Origin of the sequence: Bradyrhizobium sp. 187 (assembly GCF_023101005.1) — a bacterium.
GTDB classification, from domain to species: Bacteria; Pseudomonadota; Alphaproteobacteria; order Rhizobiales; family Xanthobacteraceae; genus Bradyrhizobium; species Bradyrhizobium canariense_D.
This window is the reverse complement of sequence record NZ_CP064693.1, coordinates 6986477-7003432: the sequence shown is the minus strand read 5'-3', so window position 1 is coordinate 7003432 and position 16956 is coordinate 6986477. Positions and strand designations below refer to the sequence as shown.

At 64.1% G+C, this 16956-nt stretch carries 18 protein-coding genes; 4 read left to right on the top strand and 14 right to left on the bottom strand.

The features are described from left to right. Positions 1-37: 37 nt before the first annotated feature. Positions 38-1822, bottom strand: a complete 1785-nt coding sequence (locus IVB19_RS33845) for an acyl-CoA dehydrogenase family protein (RefSeq protein ID WP_026233403.1) — start codon at positions 1820-1822, stop codon at positions 38-40. 231 nt (positions 1823-2053) lie between these two features. Between IVB19_RS33845 and IVB19_RS33840 the strand changes: the two genes are divergently transcribed. Next, entirely contained in the window at positions 2054-2755 is a 702-nt protein-coding gene (locus IVB19_RS33840; protein WP_018457582.1) for an SDR family NAD(P)-dependent oxidoreductase, read from the top strand. A gap of 111 nt (positions 2756-2866) precedes the next feature. Next, positions 2867-3697, top strand: a complete 831-nt coding sequence (locus IVB19_RS33835) for an enoyl-CoA hydratase (RefSeq protein WP_018457581.1) — start codon at positions 2867-2869, stop codon at positions 3695-3697. Between the two features lie 51 nt (positions 3698-3748). Here the strand turns inward: IVB19_RS33835 and IVB19_RS33830 are convergent, their stop codons facing one another. Then, the gene (locus tag IVB19_RS33830) at positions 3749-4372 is read right to left on the bottom strand and encodes a GNAT family N-acetyltransferase (RefSeq protein WP_018457580.1); all 624 of its coding nucleotides are present in this window, start codon (positions 4370-4372) and stop codon (positions 3749-3751) included. Positions 4373-4452: 80 nt separating this feature from the next. Continuing rightward, positions 4453-4656: a DUF1127 domain-containing protein gene (locus IVB19_RS33825; protein ID WP_007599575.1), complete on the bottom strand. Its 204-nt coding sequence runs from the start codon at positions 4654-4656 to the stop codon at positions 4453-4455. A 110-nt stretch (positions 4657-4766) separates the two neighbouring features. On the opposite strand from IVB19_RS33825, the gene gcvA reads away from it, so the two are divergent. Beyond that, complete coding sequence (gcvA, locus tag IVB19_RS33820) at positions 4767-5666, top strand: transcriptional regulator GcvA (RefSeq protein ID WP_026233402.1); 900 nt, start codon at positions 4767-4769, stop codon at positions 5664-5666. 37 nt (positions 5667-5703) lie between these two features. Here gcvA and IVB19_RS33815 read toward each other — a convergent pair whose 3' ends face one another. The 3 genes from IVB19_RS33815 to IVB19_RS33805 are packed head-to-tail and all read right to left on the bottom strand — an operon-like array spanning position 5704 to position 8308. Further along, the gene (locus tag IVB19_RS33815) at positions 5704-6117 is read right to left on the bottom strand and encodes a Rieske (2Fe-2S) protein (RefSeq protein WP_018457577.1); all 414 of its coding nucleotides are present in this window, start codon (positions 6115-6117) and stop codon (positions 5704-5706) included. Continuing rightward, the gene (locus IVB19_RS33810) at positions 6117-7226 is read right to left on the bottom strand and encodes an amidohydrolase family protein (protein WP_018457576.1); all 1110 of its coding nucleotides are present in this window, start codon (positions 7224-7226) and stop codon (positions 6117-6119) included. Before IVB19_RS33810 ends, IVB19_RS33815 begins: the two co-directional genes overlap by 1 nt. Before the next feature lie 23 nt (positions 7227-7249). Then, positions 7250-8308 (bottom strand): amidohydrolase family protein, encoded by a 1059-nt coding sequence (locus tag IVB19_RS33805; protein WP_018457575.1) that lies wholly within the window; start codon positions 8306-8308, stop codon positions 7250-7252. A 169-nt stretch (positions 8309-8477) separates the two neighbouring features. On the opposite strand from IVB19_RS33805, the gene IVB19_RS33800 reads away from it, so the two are divergent. Further along, positions 8478-8960: a CinA family protein gene (locus IVB19_RS33800; protein ID WP_018457574.1), complete on the top strand. Its 483-nt coding sequence runs from the start codon at positions 8478-8480 to the stop codon at positions 8958-8960. A 57-nt stretch (positions 8961-9017) separates the two neighbouring features. On the opposite strand, the gene IVB19_RS33795 is transcribed toward IVB19_RS33800, so the two are convergent. The 8 genes from IVB19_RS33795 to IVB19_RS33760 all read right to left on the bottom strand — a co-directional run bounded on the left by IVB19_RS33795 (position 9018) and on the right by IVB19_RS33760 (position 16877). After that, positions 9018-9371, bottom strand: coding sequence for a nuclear transport factor 2 family protein (locus tag IVB19_RS33795; protein WP_018457573.1), 354 nt, complete (start codon positions 9369-9371; stop codon positions 9018-9020). A gap of 10 nt (positions 9372-9381) precedes the next feature. Further along, positions 9382-10854, bottom strand: a complete 1473-nt coding sequence (locus IVB19_RS33790; RefSeq protein WP_018457572.1) for an amidase — start codon at positions 10852-10854, stop codon at positions 9382-9384. Between the two features lie 230 nt (positions 10855-11084). Further along, positions 11085-12056 carry an iron exporter MbfA gene (mbfA, locus tag IVB19_RS33785; protein ID WP_018457571.1) on the bottom strand — a complete coding sequence of 324 codons (972 nt, stop codon included), beginning with the start codon at positions 12054-12056 and terminating at the stop codon, positions 11085-11087. Between the two features lie 62 nt (positions 12057-12118). Continuing rightward, on the bottom strand, positions 12119-13270 hold the full coding sequence (locus tag IVB19_RS33780) for an alpha/beta hydrolase (RefSeq protein ID WP_026233401.1): 1152 nt from the start codon (positions 13268-13270) through the stop codon (positions 12119-12121). 134 nt (positions 13271-13404) lie between these two features. Further along, positions 13405-14274 carry an MBL fold metallo-hydrolase gene (locus tag IVB19_RS33775; RefSeq protein WP_018457569.1) on the bottom strand — a complete coding sequence of 290 codons (870 nt, stop codon included), beginning with the start codon at positions 14272-14274 and terminating at the stop codon, positions 13405-13407. A gap of 15 nt (positions 14275-14289) precedes the next feature. Continuing rightward, the gene (locus tag IVB19_RS33770; protein ID WP_018457568.1) at positions 14290-14901 is read right to left on the bottom strand and encodes a glutathione S-transferase family protein; all 612 of its coding nucleotides are present in this window, start codon (positions 14899-14901) and stop codon (positions 14290-14292) included. Positions 14902-15057: 156 nt separating this feature from the next. Further along, complete coding sequence (locus IVB19_RS33765; RefSeq protein WP_018457567.1) at positions 15058-15900, bottom strand: fumarylacetoacetate hydrolase family protein; 843 nt, start codon at positions 15898-15900, stop codon at positions 15058-15060. A gap of 128 nt (positions 15901-16028) precedes the next feature. Further along, entirely contained in the window at positions 16029-16877 is an 849-nt protein-coding gene (locus IVB19_RS33760) for an MBL fold metallo-hydrolase (protein WP_026233400.1), read from the bottom strand. Positions 16878-16956: the final 79 nt, after the last annotated feature.

Here is a 16956-nt window from a genome sequence, read left to right as displayed (position 1 = left end):
TCCCTATCGCTTTTTTTGCTTCGAACGTGGGTGCAGCCTACGCTGCCAGGACCAGTTCGCCAACCTCGCTCATGCTGCCTGCACGATCGCCGAGCAGCAGCGCCGCGATCTTCTGCTGCACGGCATTTTCCGTCAGCCGGAACGGATCGCTCGGCGACACCCGGTGATCGATCACCAGCCGCGACAACAACAGCCTGCGCGCATCGCCCCGCATGTCGTGAATACGATGCGCCTCCCAGGCGAGCGCGACGGCACCGGCGACATGATAGAGCAGGCTGGTGGCGCGGCGCGCATCGGCCTCATTGTCGGCCTTTCCCGCGACCTCGCGTGCGAAGCCCACCGCACGATCGGTGAGCGTGTGCAGCCGGTCGCGCCAGGCCTGCGGCACCGAGGGGCTGTCATCGAGGCGAGCATGCAGATCGGCGGCCAGCGCGGATTCGGCGCCGTGGCGGCCGACCGCACGCCTCAGCGCATCGATCGCGACGATGTTGCCGGTGCCTTCCCAGACCGAACCGAGATGCGCGTCGCGGAGCAGGCGGGCGGTCGCGAATTCCTCGATATAGCCGATGCCGCCGCGCATCTCGAGCGCATCGCCACAGACCTTTCGCGCATCGCGGGTGGCGCGGAATTTCAAGGTCGGCGTCAGGATGCGCAGCAGTGCGGCCGCATCCTGGCTGCCGGCCTCGGCGCGGTCGAGCGCGTCCGCAGTGAGAAAGCTCATCGACAACGCCTGCTCGACCGGCAGCATGATCTTCAGCATCTGGCGCCGACCTAGCGGCAGGTCGATGATGCGGTTGCCGAACACCACGCGGTTTTTCGCCACCGTCATCGCGTCATGGTAGGCCCGCCGCATCAGCGCGGTGGATTTGACGCCATTTGAGAGCCGCGACGAGTTCACCATCTCGGCCATCTGCACGAAGCCGCGGTCGAGCTTGCCGACCGCGTAGGCGATCGCGCCTTCGAGCTTGATTTCACCCGAGGCCATCGAGCGCGTGCCGAGCTTGTCCTTCAGACGCACGATCCGGTAGTGGTTCTGCGAGCCGTCGTCGAGGAAGCGCGGCATCAGAAACAGGCCGACTCCGCGCGTGCCGGGGCCGGCACCTTCGGGGCGCGCCAGCAGCATCACGATCTTTGCGTCGGCGTTCGAGCAGAACCATTTTTCGCCGGTGAGGCGCCAATGGTCGCCTTCCTGCACGGCCGTCGTGGTCAGCGTGCCGACATCGGAGCCGCCTTCCTTCTCGGTCATGAACTGGCCGCCCTGGGTCAGCTTGCTCATGTCGGTCTGGGTTAGTCCGTCGAGATATTTCGCCTTCAGCGCCTCGCTGCCGAAATTCGCGAGCAGCTTGGCGCAGCCGTCGGTTACGTTGATCGGGCAACCCATGCCGAATTCGGTCTGGTTGAACAGGAAGGTGAAGGCGTGCTTGGCGACGACAGGATATTTGTCCGGCCAGCCCATGATGCCCTTGCGGATCGAGAGCGCGTGGATGCCGAACTCGCCGAAGGCGGCCTTCTCCAGCTCGCGATAGGCCGGGTGGTATTCGATCCACTGCACGTCGCGACCGAACTTGTCGCGCTGGTGCAGCACCGGTGTGTGCCGGTCGGCGAGCCGCGCGCATTCATCGAGCACGCCGCCGGCGAGTTCGCCCAGCCGATCGAGATGCGGCTCGATGTGGCGGAATAGCGTCTCCGGTAGATGAATGCGGAGGAGATCGGTGAGTGCCTGATCGGCGCGGTAGAAATTCATGCCGGTGGTATCGGGAGCCAGCAGTCCGGATGGTGCGGCCGCGACCTGTTTTGGCTGCGCGGGGGCCGGCTGTCGCATGATCATCCTCTTCGTTTCCGCCTTGCGGTCATTTTGCGCTGATTTGGCGCTTGCCGCTTGTGATGATGTCGATCATGCTCCAGTCGCGAAAGCGGATAAAGCCGCAAATTGTCAGGGAGGCATGATCGCCGTGAGGGCGCAATTCGCTCTGCGGAATTATGATCGTCCCGGCTGGTTGTCCGCGCGGACCGTGCATAGATCAGCGGCTTCCCGTCTTCGAGAGATCACGCCATGGAACACCCGAAATACAAGATCGCCCTCATCGTCGGCGCCGGCGAAGGCCTGAGCGCCTCGCTGGCGCGGTTGTTGTCCGCCCAGGGCATCCGCGTCGCGCTGGCCGCGCGAAAAATCGAGAAGCTCGGCGCGCTCTGCAGCGAGACCGGCGCCAAGGCCTATGCCTGCAACGCCACCGAGCCTGATGCGGTCGAACGCCTGTTTGGCCTGGTCGAACGCGAGATCGGCATGCCCGACGTGGTCGTCTACAACGCCAGCGGCCGCGCGCGCGGGCCGTTCGTCGATCTCGTTCCGGCCGACGTGGCGAACGCCATTGCGGTCAGTGCCTATGGCGGCTTCCTGGTGGCGCAGCAAGCGGCCAGGCGCATGCTGCCGAACCAGCACGGCGCGATCCTGTTCACCGGCGCTTCGGCAAGCGTCAAGGGCTATGCGCAGTCCGCGCCGTTCGCGATGGGCAAGTTCGCACTGCGCGGGCTCGCGCAGAGCATGGCGCGCGAATTGTCGCCGCAAGGCATCCATGTCGCCCATTTCGTGATCGATGGCGGCATCAGGAGCGCAGCGCGCACGGAAGCGCCGGAGAAGCCGGATTCAATGCTCGATCCCGATGCCATCGCGGAGAGCTACTGGAACGTGTTGCAGCAGCCGCGCAGCGCCTGGAGCTGGGAGCTGGAGCTGCGGCCCTGGGTGGAGAAGTTTTGAGGCAAGCTGCCGTAGGGTGGGCAAAGGCGCATAGCGCCGTGCCCACTATCAACGACGAAACAGCAATTGGTGGGCACGCTTCGCTTTGCCCATCCTACAAGGGCGGGAATCATGTCCACGGAAACCACCATCGATACCGGCACCAGTGAACTCCTCTGCGTGATCCGCGATCGCGTCGCATTGATCACGCTGAACCGGCCCGAGGCGCGCAACTCGCTGTCGGACGCGCTGACCCCGGCGCTGCGTACGATGATCCGCTCCTGCGGCGAGAACCCCGATGTCGGCGCGCTGCTGATCACCGGCGCCGGCGAAGCGTTCTGCGCCGGCGGCAACGTCAAGGGCATGGGCGCGCATCGCGACCCGAAGAAGCTGGAGATGTCCTTTGACGACAAGGTCGCCGATCTCCAGGAGCGGCAGCGCCTGCTCACCGGCGCGCTGGTGTCGGTGCGCAAGCCGACCATCGCGGCGCTGCCGGGGCCGGCGGTCGGCGCGGGGCTCGCCATCGCCATGGCCTGCGATATCCGCATTGCCGCGCAATCGGCCTTCGTGGCCACCGGCTATGCGCGCATCGCGCTGTCCGGCGACTATGGCATCGCGTGGCTGTTGACGCGCCTCGTCGGCACCGCGCGGGCGCGCGAGCTGCTGTTCACCGGCGATCGGGTCGATGCTGTCAGGTGCGAGGCCATCGGCCTCGTCAACCGCGTGGTGCCCGATGACAAATTGCAGGCGGAGGCCTTTGCACTGGCAAAATCCCTCGCTGAAGGTCCGCGCCTCGCGTTGCGCTACATGAAGGACAATCTCGACGAGGCCCTGCTGTTCGACTTCGAGACCGCGCGCGACCACGAGGCCGAACGTCTGGTTCGCCTGACCACGACCGCCGATCACAAGGAAGCGGTGCAGGCCTTCATCGAGAAACGCAAGGCGGTGTTCACGGGGAAGTAGCGGCGCAAAAATGCCCGGCTCTGGTTTTCGCCAGGCCGGGCTCGAGTGGTGTCAGGCCGAGGCTGAGGGGCTATCGGCCTGACGGGAAAGAGCGACGAGGCGCCAGCTCGCGCAGGGAATGTCTTTCGGTGCGACGGAGATCTCCTTGTCGAAGCGCACTAGCTTCCAGTCGTCCGGATGGTTGACGAAGGCGAAGTCCGATTTACGCGCGACCGAGATCATGGCGGCGTTGGAGCGCAGCGTGTCGCCGAACATGTGGTCGGCGCCGAGCGCGGCCGCGCGGCATTCAAGATTCTTCATCAGCACGGTGGCGATGCCGTGGCCCTGCCAGCGGTCGGCAACCGACAGACCGAATTCAAGCGTCGCGGTTTCGGCATGCAGCGCATAGCGCGCTTCGGCGACGATGGTCTCGAAGCCGTCGACCATCATGGTCGCCACCACGGTAAAACGTTCGCGCTCGCCGATTTGAAGGAATTCGTGCAGCAGGCCCTGCGGCAGTTCGCTGATCGCGCCGAAGAAGCGGTTGTATCGGGACCGCGTCGAGAGCGAGCGAAAATAGTGCTGGAGCTCCTCGGTGTCGCGCGGCTCGACGAAACGAACGCGCAGCGCCTCGCCGTGTCGCGTGCGCAGCGTGTCCGAATATTGCTTCAGATCTTCCAGGCGAAGGGTGCTCATGACACGCGCCCCCAAGGGGACCAAAGGGGAAAGGGACCGCCGGCGCCCCCACAGTCAGGCGGCGCCGGCCTGGCGGCCAATCAGGCCCGCCAGAAGGGTTTGTCGGCCTCGTAGGCGACATCGCTCCAGGACAGTCCGACGTCCTGAAGGTCGCGCGCGGACCAGTTGGTGAGCTCACGCCGGGTCCGGTAACGCTCGTGCCAAACGTGAAGCGTCTCGCCGATCTGGTGGATCAGCCCTGGCGCATGATGATTTGTCATCGAATTCTGGGTCAAAGTAGACATTGCCAGCTCCTGGAGCTAAGTTGACCGCTAATATCTGCTTCCGGGTGCACTGCGACAAACGACAATTTGTACTCTTTCGCATGAAATAACGTCATGTATCCTGCTGCCAGATGACTGCCAGATTGCCCTCCCTGAATGGATTGCGGGCCTTTGAGGCCGCCGCGCGCCATCTCAGCTTCACGCTGGCGGCGTCCGAGCTGAACGTGACCCAGACCGCGATCAGCCACCAGATCCGCAGGCTCGAGGAGGAGCTCGGCATCCGCCTGTTCGTCCGGCAGAACCGCGCGCTGGCGCTGACGGCCGAGGCGCGCGACTATCTGCCGGGCGTCCGCGCCGCCTTCAACGACCTCCGGCTTGCCACCGATCGGCTGCTGCGCAAGGACGATGACAAGGTGCTGACGGTCTCGACGCTGGCTTCGCTCGCCGCAAAATGGCTGCTGCCGCGGCTGACCGATTTCCAGGAGCACCATCCCGGCATCGACGTCCGTATCACGACCTCCACCAGCCTCGTCGACTTCCAGCGCGACAATGTCGATGCCGCGATCCGCTACGGGCGCGGCCAGTGGCCGGGCTTGCGCGCCGACTGGCTGATGGCGGACGAGCTGTTTCCGGTCTGCAGCCCGTCTCTGCTGCGTGGCGACAAGCCGTTGCGCTGTCCCGAGGACCTCAAGAGCCACATGCTGCTGCACACCTCCAACGCCAACAGCGACGACTGGCGGCTGTGGTTGACGGCGGCGGGTCTGCCGGCCGACATCGCCAGGCAGCCCGGCATCACCTTCGACATGATCTTCATGACCATCCAGGCCGCGATCGACGGCATCGGCGTGGCGATGGGGCGGACCTCCTATGTCCAGGACGACATCGCCAAGGGGCGACTAGTGGTCCCCTTCAAGATCGCGCTGCCGGCCGATGCGGGCTTCTACCTGGTCGCGCCGGAGGGGCGCCGCGAAGCGCCGAAGCTCGCCGCATTCCGTGAGTGGATGATCGCGGCAACGCGGAATAAGGCCTGAAATCGTGCCGGCGCATGTCCGCGCAACCTGCTTCTCGCTACAGCTCCACCACGACGTAGTCGCTCTCGATCTTCACGGGTATCGTCTCGGCGACATACGGCCCCTTCACCACGCTTGCACCCGGCTCGACATGGGCCGGGTAGGCCTTCACGCGGAAGCGGCGAGGGTCGCAGTAGGACTGGCCGGTGCGGATGTCGAACTCCCAGCCATGCCAGGGGCAGCGAATGATCTCGCCGAGCTTGGTATATTCGATCTCGCCCGGATCCTTCGATTGCGCGAGCCCGATCAAGGGTCCCTCGCACAGCGCAGCGCCCTGATGCGGGCAGCGGTTCATCAGGCCGAAATATTCACCCTTGATGTTGAAGATTGCGATCGGCCGTCCGTCGATCTCCAGAAATTTTCGCGTGCCGGGCGGAAGCTCGTCGACCGCGGCAATCACATGCCGCGCCATCAACTGATCCCGTACAGCTTCTTCGCATTGCCGAGATAGAAGGCCTCGCGGTCGTCGTCGCTGACGCCCGCGGGCAGCACGCGCGACGGCTCGTCGTAATCCCAGTGCGGATAGTCGGTCGCGAACAGTAGCCGGTCCCAGCCGATCCACTTGATGACATCGAACAGATCCTCGCGCCGCTCCGGATCCTCCATCGGCTGCGTCGTCCACCACACCTGCTCGCGGATATATTCGGACGGCGGCCGCTTGACATGCGGCACCTCGCTGCGCAGGCGCTGCCAGACTTTGTCGAGCCGCCATGCTAGCGACGGCGCCCAGCCGAAGCCGGCCTCGATCATCACCATCTTCAACTTCGGGAAGCGCTCGAACACGCCCTCCAGCACGAGGCTTGCGAGCGCCGATTGCTGGCACTGCGAGTGGCCGACCATCTCCTCGATGTAATAGGAGGGCCAGCCCGACGGCGTGATGGGGTTGCCGCCGAAGCCGAAGGCGTGGACGCCGACGGGAAGGCCGGCCTCTTCCGCAGCCTGATAGATAGGCCAGTAGCGACGCTGGCCGAGCGGCTCGACATTGCGGCTGAGCAGCAGCACCTGCACGAAATTCTTGTCGCCGGCACGCTCGCGGATTTCCGCGGCGGCTGACAGCCCGTCCTCATTGCCGACGACGATGGACGCCTTCAGCCGCTTGTCCTTGCTGGTCCATTTGTCGATCTGCCAGTCGTTGATCGCCGAGCACAAGGCCGCCGAAAGCTCGTGATTGCGGATGCCTTGCCCGGTGTTGAGCGGATTGAGCACGCCGAGCTGCACGTTGTTGGGATCGAGCAGCTGCTTCTGCATGAAGGACAGCGAGGAGCCCTGCGGCCCGCCTTCCGGCGGATAGGCGTCGCGGCGCGAGGCGTTGGGCTGGGCCTTCGGATAGGGCGGGCCTTCCATCATGCCCTGATAGGCATGGACGCCGTACACTTCGAGATGATGCTGCCAGCGTTTGGCCAGGTAGGGATAGAGCTCGGCGCGGGTCGCGCGTGCCGGATGGATGTCGCAGTCCGCGATCGCGGTTTTGACGGCCAGTGGGGAAGCGGCTTCGGAGCTTTCGCGGAACTGAATATTCATCGCCTTGCCTCCTTTGGCAGCGGCTAAGTCAGGCGGGGATAGGTCGCATGCGGATTATCGATCATGATCTTGCGCACGAGATCGGGGGTGAGACCTGCGGGCAGCGCCTCCTGGCCGTCGAACTGCCAGTGCGGATAGTCGGTGGAGAATACGACCAATTCGTCGGACTGCATATGATCAAACAGGCGAATTAATGTCGCCTCATCCGGCGGTGCATCGAATGGCTGCAACGAGAAGCGGATGTTGCTGCGCACAATGTCCAGCGGCGCGCGATCAACCCACGGCGTCTCCATCCGCACCCCACGCCAGAACTTGTGCAGGCGCCATAGAAATGGGGAGATCCAGGACACCCCGGATTCAAGCATCACCATCTTCAGCCGCGGATATTTGACGAACACGCCCTCGACGATCAGGCTGGTGAGCTGGGTCTGGAACGCCTGGGCCTGACCGGCATAATCCTCGATGTGGTAGGAACCCCAGCCCACGGCGGTCGGCGGATTGTGATAGGCGGAACCGGCATGAATGCCGATCGGTAATTCCAGCCGTTCCGCCGCCTCGTAGATCGGCCAGAGCGCGCGCTTGCCGAGCGGCGTATCGCCCATCACGAGCATCAGCACCTGCACGAAGCGGCGGTCCGTCGCACAGCGCTCGATCTCGGCGACGGCCTTCTCGACGCTTTGGGTGGGGATCACGATCGAGCCGCGCAGCCGCGGATCGCGATCGAGCCATTCCTTCACGAGCCAGTCGTTCAGCGCGCGGCAGAAGGCGGCCTGCAGATCCTCTGAAAACACCATCTGCACGCCGTAGAGCGGATTGCAGATGGCGTGCGAGAGCTGGAAGGGATCGAGCACATGGCGCTGCATGTCCGCCAGGCTTTCACCCGGCTTGCCGCTTTCGGGGCGCCAGTCGGGCCGCGCCGTGATCGGCGAGTTCTGCGGGTAGGATTGCGAGATGAGATCGACCATGCCGCGCGTCGTCACCTGATCGCGCCAATACTCGTTCAGGTACGGCAGCAGGCTGGTCAGATGCGGCACGGCCGGATGCACATCGCAATCCACTCCGCCGGCGATCAGGGACGCCATGACGTGTCCTTCACGTTTCCTCGTCGCGTCTTTCCCGCGGGCAGAGCTTGGCCGCTCCGCCCTTTGGCCGCCATTCAAGCAGGCCTGCCCGTTGGCTGCAACTCGGCCAACGGCGCTGTCATATGCTAGAAAGGCCGAGCTCGGTTGCGAAGCAATAAGGGGTCAAGGAATGAAAGAGCTCGTCGGCATTGCGGAACAGGTCGCAGCGAAGCTGATCGCGCGCAAACAGACCATTGCTGTTGCGGAATCCTCGACCGGCGGCCTGATCTCGGCCAGCCTTCTCGCGGTGCCCGGCGCGTCCGCTTATTTCCTCGGCGGGGCCGTGGTCTACACTCGCGATGCCAGGCGCGTGCTGATGGATATTTCGGACGAAGGAATGAAGGGCTTTCGTTCCTCCTCGGAGCCCTACGCGCAATTGCTGGCCGGGCAGATGCGCAGCCGTTTCAACTGCGATTGGGGCCTGTCGGAGACCGGGGCGTCCGGTCCCACCGGCAATCGCTACGGCGATGCGGCGGGCCACAGCTGCATGGCGGTCGCCGGGCCCGCAGTCGAGGTGATGACGCTTGAGACGGGCAGCAACGACCGCTTGGCCAATATGCAGACCTTTGCAGCGACAGCGCTGAAATTGCTGCTGAAGAATCTGGAGCGGTGAGCTCGCGGCCTCCCGAATATCTGGCTGTGCCGGAGAATGTGTGGTGTGACGCGCTCTTTACCGCGACACGTGCGCCGACACCGCCAGCCACGTCCCGTTCGTCTTCGCCCAGCAATCGGTATAGCGCCCGGTGGCCTGCTGGCCGTCCGCATTGGTGTAGCTCGTTGCCGCGTGGATGATGGCGAAATCACCCATGATACGGATGATGACGTCGTGCTCTCTGAGGTTTCGGATCGCAATCGGCCGCGCCGTCTGCTTCAGGAAGGCCTCGCGATCGACCAGCGTCTTGTCGGGATTGGAGCAGTAGAACTCCGGCGCCAAAATCTCGTCGAAGCGCTTGACGTCGCAATTCTGCACCGAGGCCACATAGTCGCGGTTGAGCGCGGTGAGCTGTTCGAGGTCGTTGCTCATGGGGTTTCTCTCAGTCATTGAACAAGGGCGGCGGCACGAACCCGCCGAACTCGCGTTCGATCAGCTCGGCGAGCTTCAACGGCGTGTGGTCCTCGAGGAAGGGCCCGATGATTTGCACGCCGACCGGCAGGCCGTCCTTCGATAGGCCGAGTGGAACAGCCGTTGCCGGCAGGCCCGTCAGCGTGGCGATGCCGGGCCACGCAAGCTGGTCCGGATAGGCGTGGTCCTTGCCATCGATGTTGATTCGGCGCTTTTCCTGCTCCGGCGAATGATCATGCGGATAGGCCGGCGTGGGCATGATCGGACAGATCACCGCATCGAATGTCTTGAACAATTGCCGCCATTGCGCGCGCAGGCCGGCGCGGGCGCCCTCGTCGAATACCCAGGCCTGATGCGTGCTGGTGATACCACGCAGCCGTTCGGCAGCGAGACTCTTGTCGTCGGGTGAGAGCTGCGCTGCACCGGCACGCGCGCGCGCGAGATTGTCCGGCGGAAGGAAGGCGCCGAGGAAGCTCATCAGCATGCGCATGTAGAGGCGAGAAGCCTCCGTGAAGTCCGGAAACAGCGGACTTTCGCGCGCGACGCGCGCGCCCGTGCCCGTCAATTGCCCCGCCAGTTTTTCGATCGCGCCGCGAATATCTGCATTCGCAGGCAGCAGCGGATGGCTGTCGATCACCAGCACCCGGAAATCCTTCAGCGCGCGGTGTCGCGCCTCCGGCAGCGCGAGCTTGTATCCGATGCCCAGGTCCAACGGATCGGGGCCTGCCATCACGTCCAGGAGCAGGGGCAGGTCGACTGCGCTCCGCGCCATCGGACCGATCACCGCCATATCGCGCTCCATCGGGATGGCTGGAAAGGGCGGCGGCGTGTGGCCACGCGTTGGACAGAGATTGTAGGTCGGCTTATGCGCATAGACCCCGCAATGGAAGGCGGGCACGCGCAACGAGCCGCCGATGTCGGACCCAAGCGAGAGTGGTCCGTAGCCTGCCGCGAGCGCCGCAGACGAGCCGCCCGACGAGCCACCCGGCGTGCGGCCGAGATCGAACGGATTGTTCGTCGTGCCGTAGATCTCGTTGTAGCTCTGCCAATCCGCCAAGCCCACGGGGACGTTGGTCTTGCCGAGGATGACGCCACCGGCCTCCTTGACCCGGGCGATCGACAGCGCGTCCTCCGCCGGCTTGAAATCTTTCTGCGGCGTCCAGCCCCAGGTCGTGGGCAGGCCGGCGATGTTGTAGGATTCTTTCACAGTGATGGGGAGACCGAGCAGCGGCTTTCGCTCGCCGCGCGCCAATGCGGCGTCTGCCTCGCGTGCGGCGTCCAGCGCACGGTCGAAATCCCGGACGCAGATCGCGTTGACCTTGCTGTCGTGCCGTTCGATGCGGTCGATCGCATCCTGCGTGAGCTCGACCGCGGAAACCTTCTTGGCCGTCAGTGCCGCCGACAGCTCGACCGCGCTCTTGAAGCTCCATTCGGATTTGGCCATCCCGCATCTCCTGTTCTTAGCGTGGAACAATGATGCGCAGTTTGGCCCAGCACCGCAACCGCCGTTTGATCGCGATTGACATCTGAGCAAGACGGAACGCGGTGAGCCAAGCAACCACTCGCAGTCATCGCCCGGCTTGACCGGGCGATCCAGTATTCCACCGGCGCCGATTGGACACGGACAGGTCGCGGCGTGCTGGATGCCCGGTCAAGCCGGGGCATGAAGGCGTCCTACGCCGCTCCGATCAATATCCCCACCGCCAGCACGATCGCGCCGCCGAGCACGATCTGGAACACGGCCTGGAGGAACGGCGTGTCCATGTAGCGCGCGCGGATGAAGGCGATCGCCCACAATTCGAAGAACACGACAATTCCGGCGATTCCCGTCGCGATCCAGAATGCGTTGGCCCAGCTATCGGGCACGAGATAGGGCAGGGTGTGCCCAAGCCCGCCTAGCGTCGTCATCAAGCCGCAGGTGAGACCGCGCAGCCAGGGCGAACCACGCCCGGTCAGCGAGCCGTCATCGGACAGCGCTTCCGCAAAGCCCATGCTGATGCCGGCACCGATCGAGGCGGCGAGGCCGACCAGAAATGTTTGCCAATTCTGATGCGTGGCGAAGGCAGCCGCAAACAGCGGCGCCAGCGTCGAGACGGAGCCGTCCATCAGGCCGGCGAGACCTGGCTGCACATATTGCAGCACGAACATGCGCCGGTTGGTGCGGTCTTCCTCGGCGCGCACGTCTGAACTCAGGATCCGATCCGTCAGCTTCGCCGCCACCTCTTCGTGGCCCTTCTCGGCCTCGGCCAGATCGCCGAGCAGGCGGCGCACGCCGACATCCTGCGCCTGTTCAGCGGCCTTCACGTAAAAGCGCTCGGCCTGCAATTCCATTGTCTCGACCTCCTTGCGGATGGTGTCGAGCGACAGGTTTTTGGTGAGCCAGACCGGACGGCGGCGCAGGAAGCCTTTGACGTCCTCGCGGCGGATCGGGGGCAAATGCGGACCGAAGCGCTGCTCGTACATTTCCAGCAGCATGTGGCGATGGCCGCGCTCTTCCTCGGCCATCTGTTCGAAGATCTTGGCGGAGTCCGGATAGCGCTCCTTCAAGTCTTCGGCGAAGCTCATGTAGATGCGGCTGTCCTCCTCCTCGGAGGAGATTGCGACCGCAAGCACCTCGCGCTCGGTCAGATCGGCAAAATTCTTCACGGCGGCCCTGTCTGATTAGTTTAGAATAATTCTAAACTATATAGGGCGCTTGGGTTACCGGGTCAAACCACGCCGCGGCTCTTCGCCAGGAAATCGAGCAGCAGGCGGCTCACCTCGGCCGGCTGCTCCTGCTGCACCCAGTGACCGGCGCCATCGACGAGGTGGCAGCCCAGCAGCTTCGTGCAGGCCCGCGCCTGCATGGCCTCGAATACGCCGGGACGCTGATAGGTGCCCCAATCCTGCTTGCCCGAGATGAAGCAGGAGGGGATGTCGATGTTGCGGCCGGCCAGCAATTGGAGCTGGCTGTTGAATGCGCCCGATGTGCCGCAGCGGTACCATTGCAGGCCGCCCTGGAATCCAGTGCGGCCATATTCGGCGCTGTAGTAGCCGAGCTCGCGGTCGGGCAGCCATTGATTGGCGGCGATTGCGGCCTGCGAGGGCATCTCCTTCGCGACCGTCTCGGCCATGGTCTCGTTCAGGTCCATCACATAATAGGTCGGCAGCTTCGCAAGCTCGTTCGCCGACCAGGATTTCAGCGGATATGGCTTGTTGTCGGTCCAGTCCGCGCTCTTGTGATGATAGTAGGCGCGCAGGAAATCATGCACGCCCTGTGGCGCGCGGTGCATGTCGGCATTGGCCGGGCGTGTCGCATAGTACCATTGATAATGCTTGCGTGGACGCGGCAAGGCGGCGAGCTCGCGATGCACGGGGTCTTCGGCCGCTGGCTTTACCGGCGTGTCGACCGTGTTGAACGGCAGCGGCGGCGCTCCGCCGAATGGCGCGCTCATCATCGTCACCGAACGAAATACGTCGGGCCGCATCAGCGCGCACCAGGCCGCGACTGGGCTGCCGAAATCATGTCCGACCACGTCGACTTGCCTGTAGCCGAACGCCGACACCAGCCCGAGCGCATCCCGCACCAGGTTGAAGAGCGAAAAGGGCGCGAGATCGCCGTCATACTCCGCGCTCCATCCCGTCGTCCGGCCATAGCCGCGCTGGTCCGGCGCGATCACGTGATAGCCAGCCGAGCTCAGCGCCGGCATCACCTTTCGCCAGGAGAAGGCAAGCTCGGGAAAGCCGTGCAGCAGCAGGGTGCAGGGCCGCCCCTTGGTCTCGAAGCCGGCCTCCAGCACATGCATGCGCAGGCCGTTGATATCGTCGACATAGCGTGAGCGGATGCCGGCGGGGAGCGGGATGTCGGGGAGCATTGTCATTTGCTTTCTCCACACGGGTGGAATCGTAAGGAGGGCAAAGGCGCGCTTCGCGCGCCGTGCCTACCATCATTCTACAACGCGTTTGGCATGGTGGGCACGCTTCGCTTTGCCCACCCTACGATTGCGCCATTCGACTACACCGCCGCGCATACGAAGCCACTGCCCTTGCGCCGGATCTTCCCAACGGACGGCGACGGGAAATGCGCGGTGCAGCACAGCGTGTCGGTGTCGCAATAGCGTTCCAGGAAGCTGCGGCGCGTCGTTGCCGCCCTGGCTTGATCGAGGTCGAACTTGACCGACAGCTCCGGATAGAGCGTCTGGATCGGTGAGTGCATGAGGTCGCCGGAGAACACGGCGTCGTCCTTGCCGTGGCCCATCGTGATGGCGATATGGCCCGGCGTGTGGCCCGGCGTCGGCAGGATGCGGACGTGATCGCCGATCTGGTGATCGTTGCCGACAAGCTCGTGGCGTTTGGCCTCGACCACCGGCAGCACGCTGTCGGCGAAGGGCGGCACCTCCGCCTTCGCGTTCTGCTCGGTCCAATGATCGAACTCCTGCTTGGCGAAGACGTAGCGCGCTTTCGGGAAGGTCGGCACCCAGCGGCCGTTCTCCAGACGCGTGTTCCAGCCGACGTGATCGACATGCAGATGCGTGCACATCACGAAGTCGATGTCGTCAGGCGAGAATCCGGCAGCGTTGAGTCCGCGCAGATAGGTGTCGTCGGTCTTCATGTTCCATTTCGGGCGCTGCGGCCGCGGCTTGTCGTTGCCGATGCAGCTGTCGACCAGAATGGTGTGGTGCGGCGTCTTGATCACATAGGACTGGAAGCACAGCATCAATGTGTCGCCGTCATCCAAGGCTTTCGCCTCCCTCATCCACGCGCGGTTCTCGGCCAGCAGCTCCGGTGTCAGCCCCGGCAACATCTCCAGCGCCGGGACGAACGAGGTTTCCTGCTCGATGATGCGATGGATGGTGAGATCGCCGACCGCGTATTTCAGGCTCATATGAACTCCCGCGCTTTACGCCGCCGGCGGCACCGAGATCTTCACGGAGGGCCGCTCGAGCATCTTTTGATGGAAGGCATCGAGCTTCGGATAGGCCTTGCGCCAGCCGCAATCGGCGAAGCGGAAGTCGGCATAGCCGAGCACGCAGACGAGGCCGATCTGCGAGATGTCGAACGGACCGTTGAGGACATCGGGCATGTTCTCGAAGCGCGCCATGCCGGTCCAGGCCCGATTCCAATGGTCGTCCGACCACGCCTGCCATTGCAGGCCCTGCGGTCGCACCATCTTCTCGTAGCGGCACAGCAGCATGGAATCGAGCATGCCGTTGATCAGGGAATGATTGGTCTTGGCCTTCCAGCGCCGCGGACCGTAATCGGGGATCAGGCTGCCGCCGGCCATCTCGTTGAGGTATTCGACGATGACATACGAGTCCAGGATGACGTCGCCGTCATTGGTGATCAGCACCGGCAGCTTTTTCAGCGGCGTGATGCGTGAATAGTCCTCGTTGGCCGTGCCGGGCGCGACGCTCGCCGGCGTGAGTTCGATCTTGTCGATCAGCCCGAGCTCGATCGCGGCGATGCGCACCTTGCGGGCAAAGGGCGAGGCGGGGGAGAAGGTGAGCTTCATGGGACAATTCCCTGCGATCGGTCTTGAGCAAATGGTGTCTCGTCCGTCATGGCCGGGCTTGACCCGGCCATCCACGCGCTTCCGCGTGGCTAGACTGTGAGACGTGGATGCCCGGGACAAGCCCGGGCATGACGACGAGTGTGCGCTGGCCGAGGCTTACGCCGCGACGATCTCCTGGCGCTGCTCGCCAAGACCCTCGATGCCGAGCGTGATGACGTCGCCGACATTGAGGAAGGTCGGCGGCTTCATGCCGAGGCCGACGCCGGGCGGGGTGCCTGTCGTGATGATGTCGCCCGGCAGCAGCGTCATGAACTGCGAGACATAGGAGATGCACTTGGCCATCGAGAAGATCATAGTCTTGGTCGAGCCGGTCTGACGGCGCTGGCCGTTCACGTCGAGCCACATCGGCAGGTTCTGCACGTCCTTGATCTCGTCCTTGGTGGCGAGCCAGGGGCCGAGCGGGCCGAACGTGTCGTGCGACTTGCCCTTGGTCCACTGACCCAGGCGCTCGATCTGGAAGGCGCGCTCGGAGACGTCGTTGCAGACGCAGTAGCCGGCGACGTGGTTGAGCGCGTCGGCTTCCGAAACGTATTTTGCGCGGGTGCCGATGATCGCGGCGATCTCGACCTCCCAGTCGAGCTTGGTCGAGCCGCGCGGCTTCTCGATGGCGTCGTTCGGGCCGGACAGCGAGGTGTTGGCCTTCATGAAAATGATCGGCTCGCTCGGGATCTCCGCGCCGGTCTCCTTGGCGTGGTCGCTGTAGTTGAGGCCGATCGCCACGAATTTCGACATGCCGGTAACGGGGGCGCCGAACCGCGGCTTGCCGGAGACGGCGGGCAGCGAGGCGGGATCGAGCGCCGCCAGCTTCTTCAGGCTCTCGGGCGAATAGGCCTCGCCGGTCAGGTCCTTCACATGCGCCGATAGGTCCCGCAACTGGCCGGATTTGTCGATCAGGCCGGGCTTTTCCGCACCCTTCTCGCCATAACGAACAAGCTTCATTCTCGTTTCTCCCTGGAATGGACCGATCGGTTAAACAGCTTCATGGAACAGGGCGGCGGGAAATTCAACCGCTCAAAGAGGGCGCATTGCAGCCCTCTCGATTCGGGAGGTTCGTCCGGGGCACGAGACTAGGCCAGCGCCTCGAACCTGAATGCGTCCCCATCCCGCTTGATGTGCCCGGCCGAAAAGTGCCCGCCGATCACCAGCGTCGGGGTGTCGGCAAACCGGCCGAACAATTCGCGCCGCGTCGCGGCAGATTGGCTCTGATCGGAATCCGCGTTCGAGGACCAGCCGAGATGCGCCATCTGGCAGGGATGATGGGCGACGTCGCCCGTCAGCAGTCCCTGCTCGCCGTCCGACCGGATCAGAACGCTCATATGCCCGGGGCTGTGGCCGGGGGTTGGGATCATGCTGATCTCCTCGCTGAGCCGGTGGTCGCTCGCGACCAACTCCGCCCGGCCGGCATCGACGATCGGCTTCACGGAATCGACAAACACGGCCTGCTTGTCCGGCTCGGTGGAGTGGTCGCGCCAGTGCTGGTATTCGGTCTTGCCGAAGACGTAGCGCGCGTTGGGGAAGCTCGGCACCCATTTGCCGTCGACCCATTTCGTGTTCCAGCCGACATGATCGACATGAAGATGCGTGCACAGCACGGTATCGATGCTGTCGGGCGGAAAGCCCGCCGCAATCATCGTCTCCAGGAATGGTGTGGTGCGATTGTTCCAGGTCGGGACGTTGCGGCCCTGCTTGTCGTTGCCAAGTCCGGTATCGACCACGATGCGGCGCGAAGGAGTTTCGAGCACCAGCGAATGGATCGACATTTTCAGCCGGCCTTCTTCCGTGGCGAAATGCGGGATCAGCCAGGGCAGCTTCCGGATTTCATCGTTGGTTGCTGCCGGGAGGATGAAGCGGGTTGAACCCACCGTCTCCATCTCGACGAGTTTGGTGATCTTGACCCTGCCGACTTTCCACTGCATCCGGCGCATCCCCATGTTCTTGTTTGATGTTCTTGCTTTGCGGGGGAACATGCGCAGTTTCGCCCTCAGGCGCAATGGA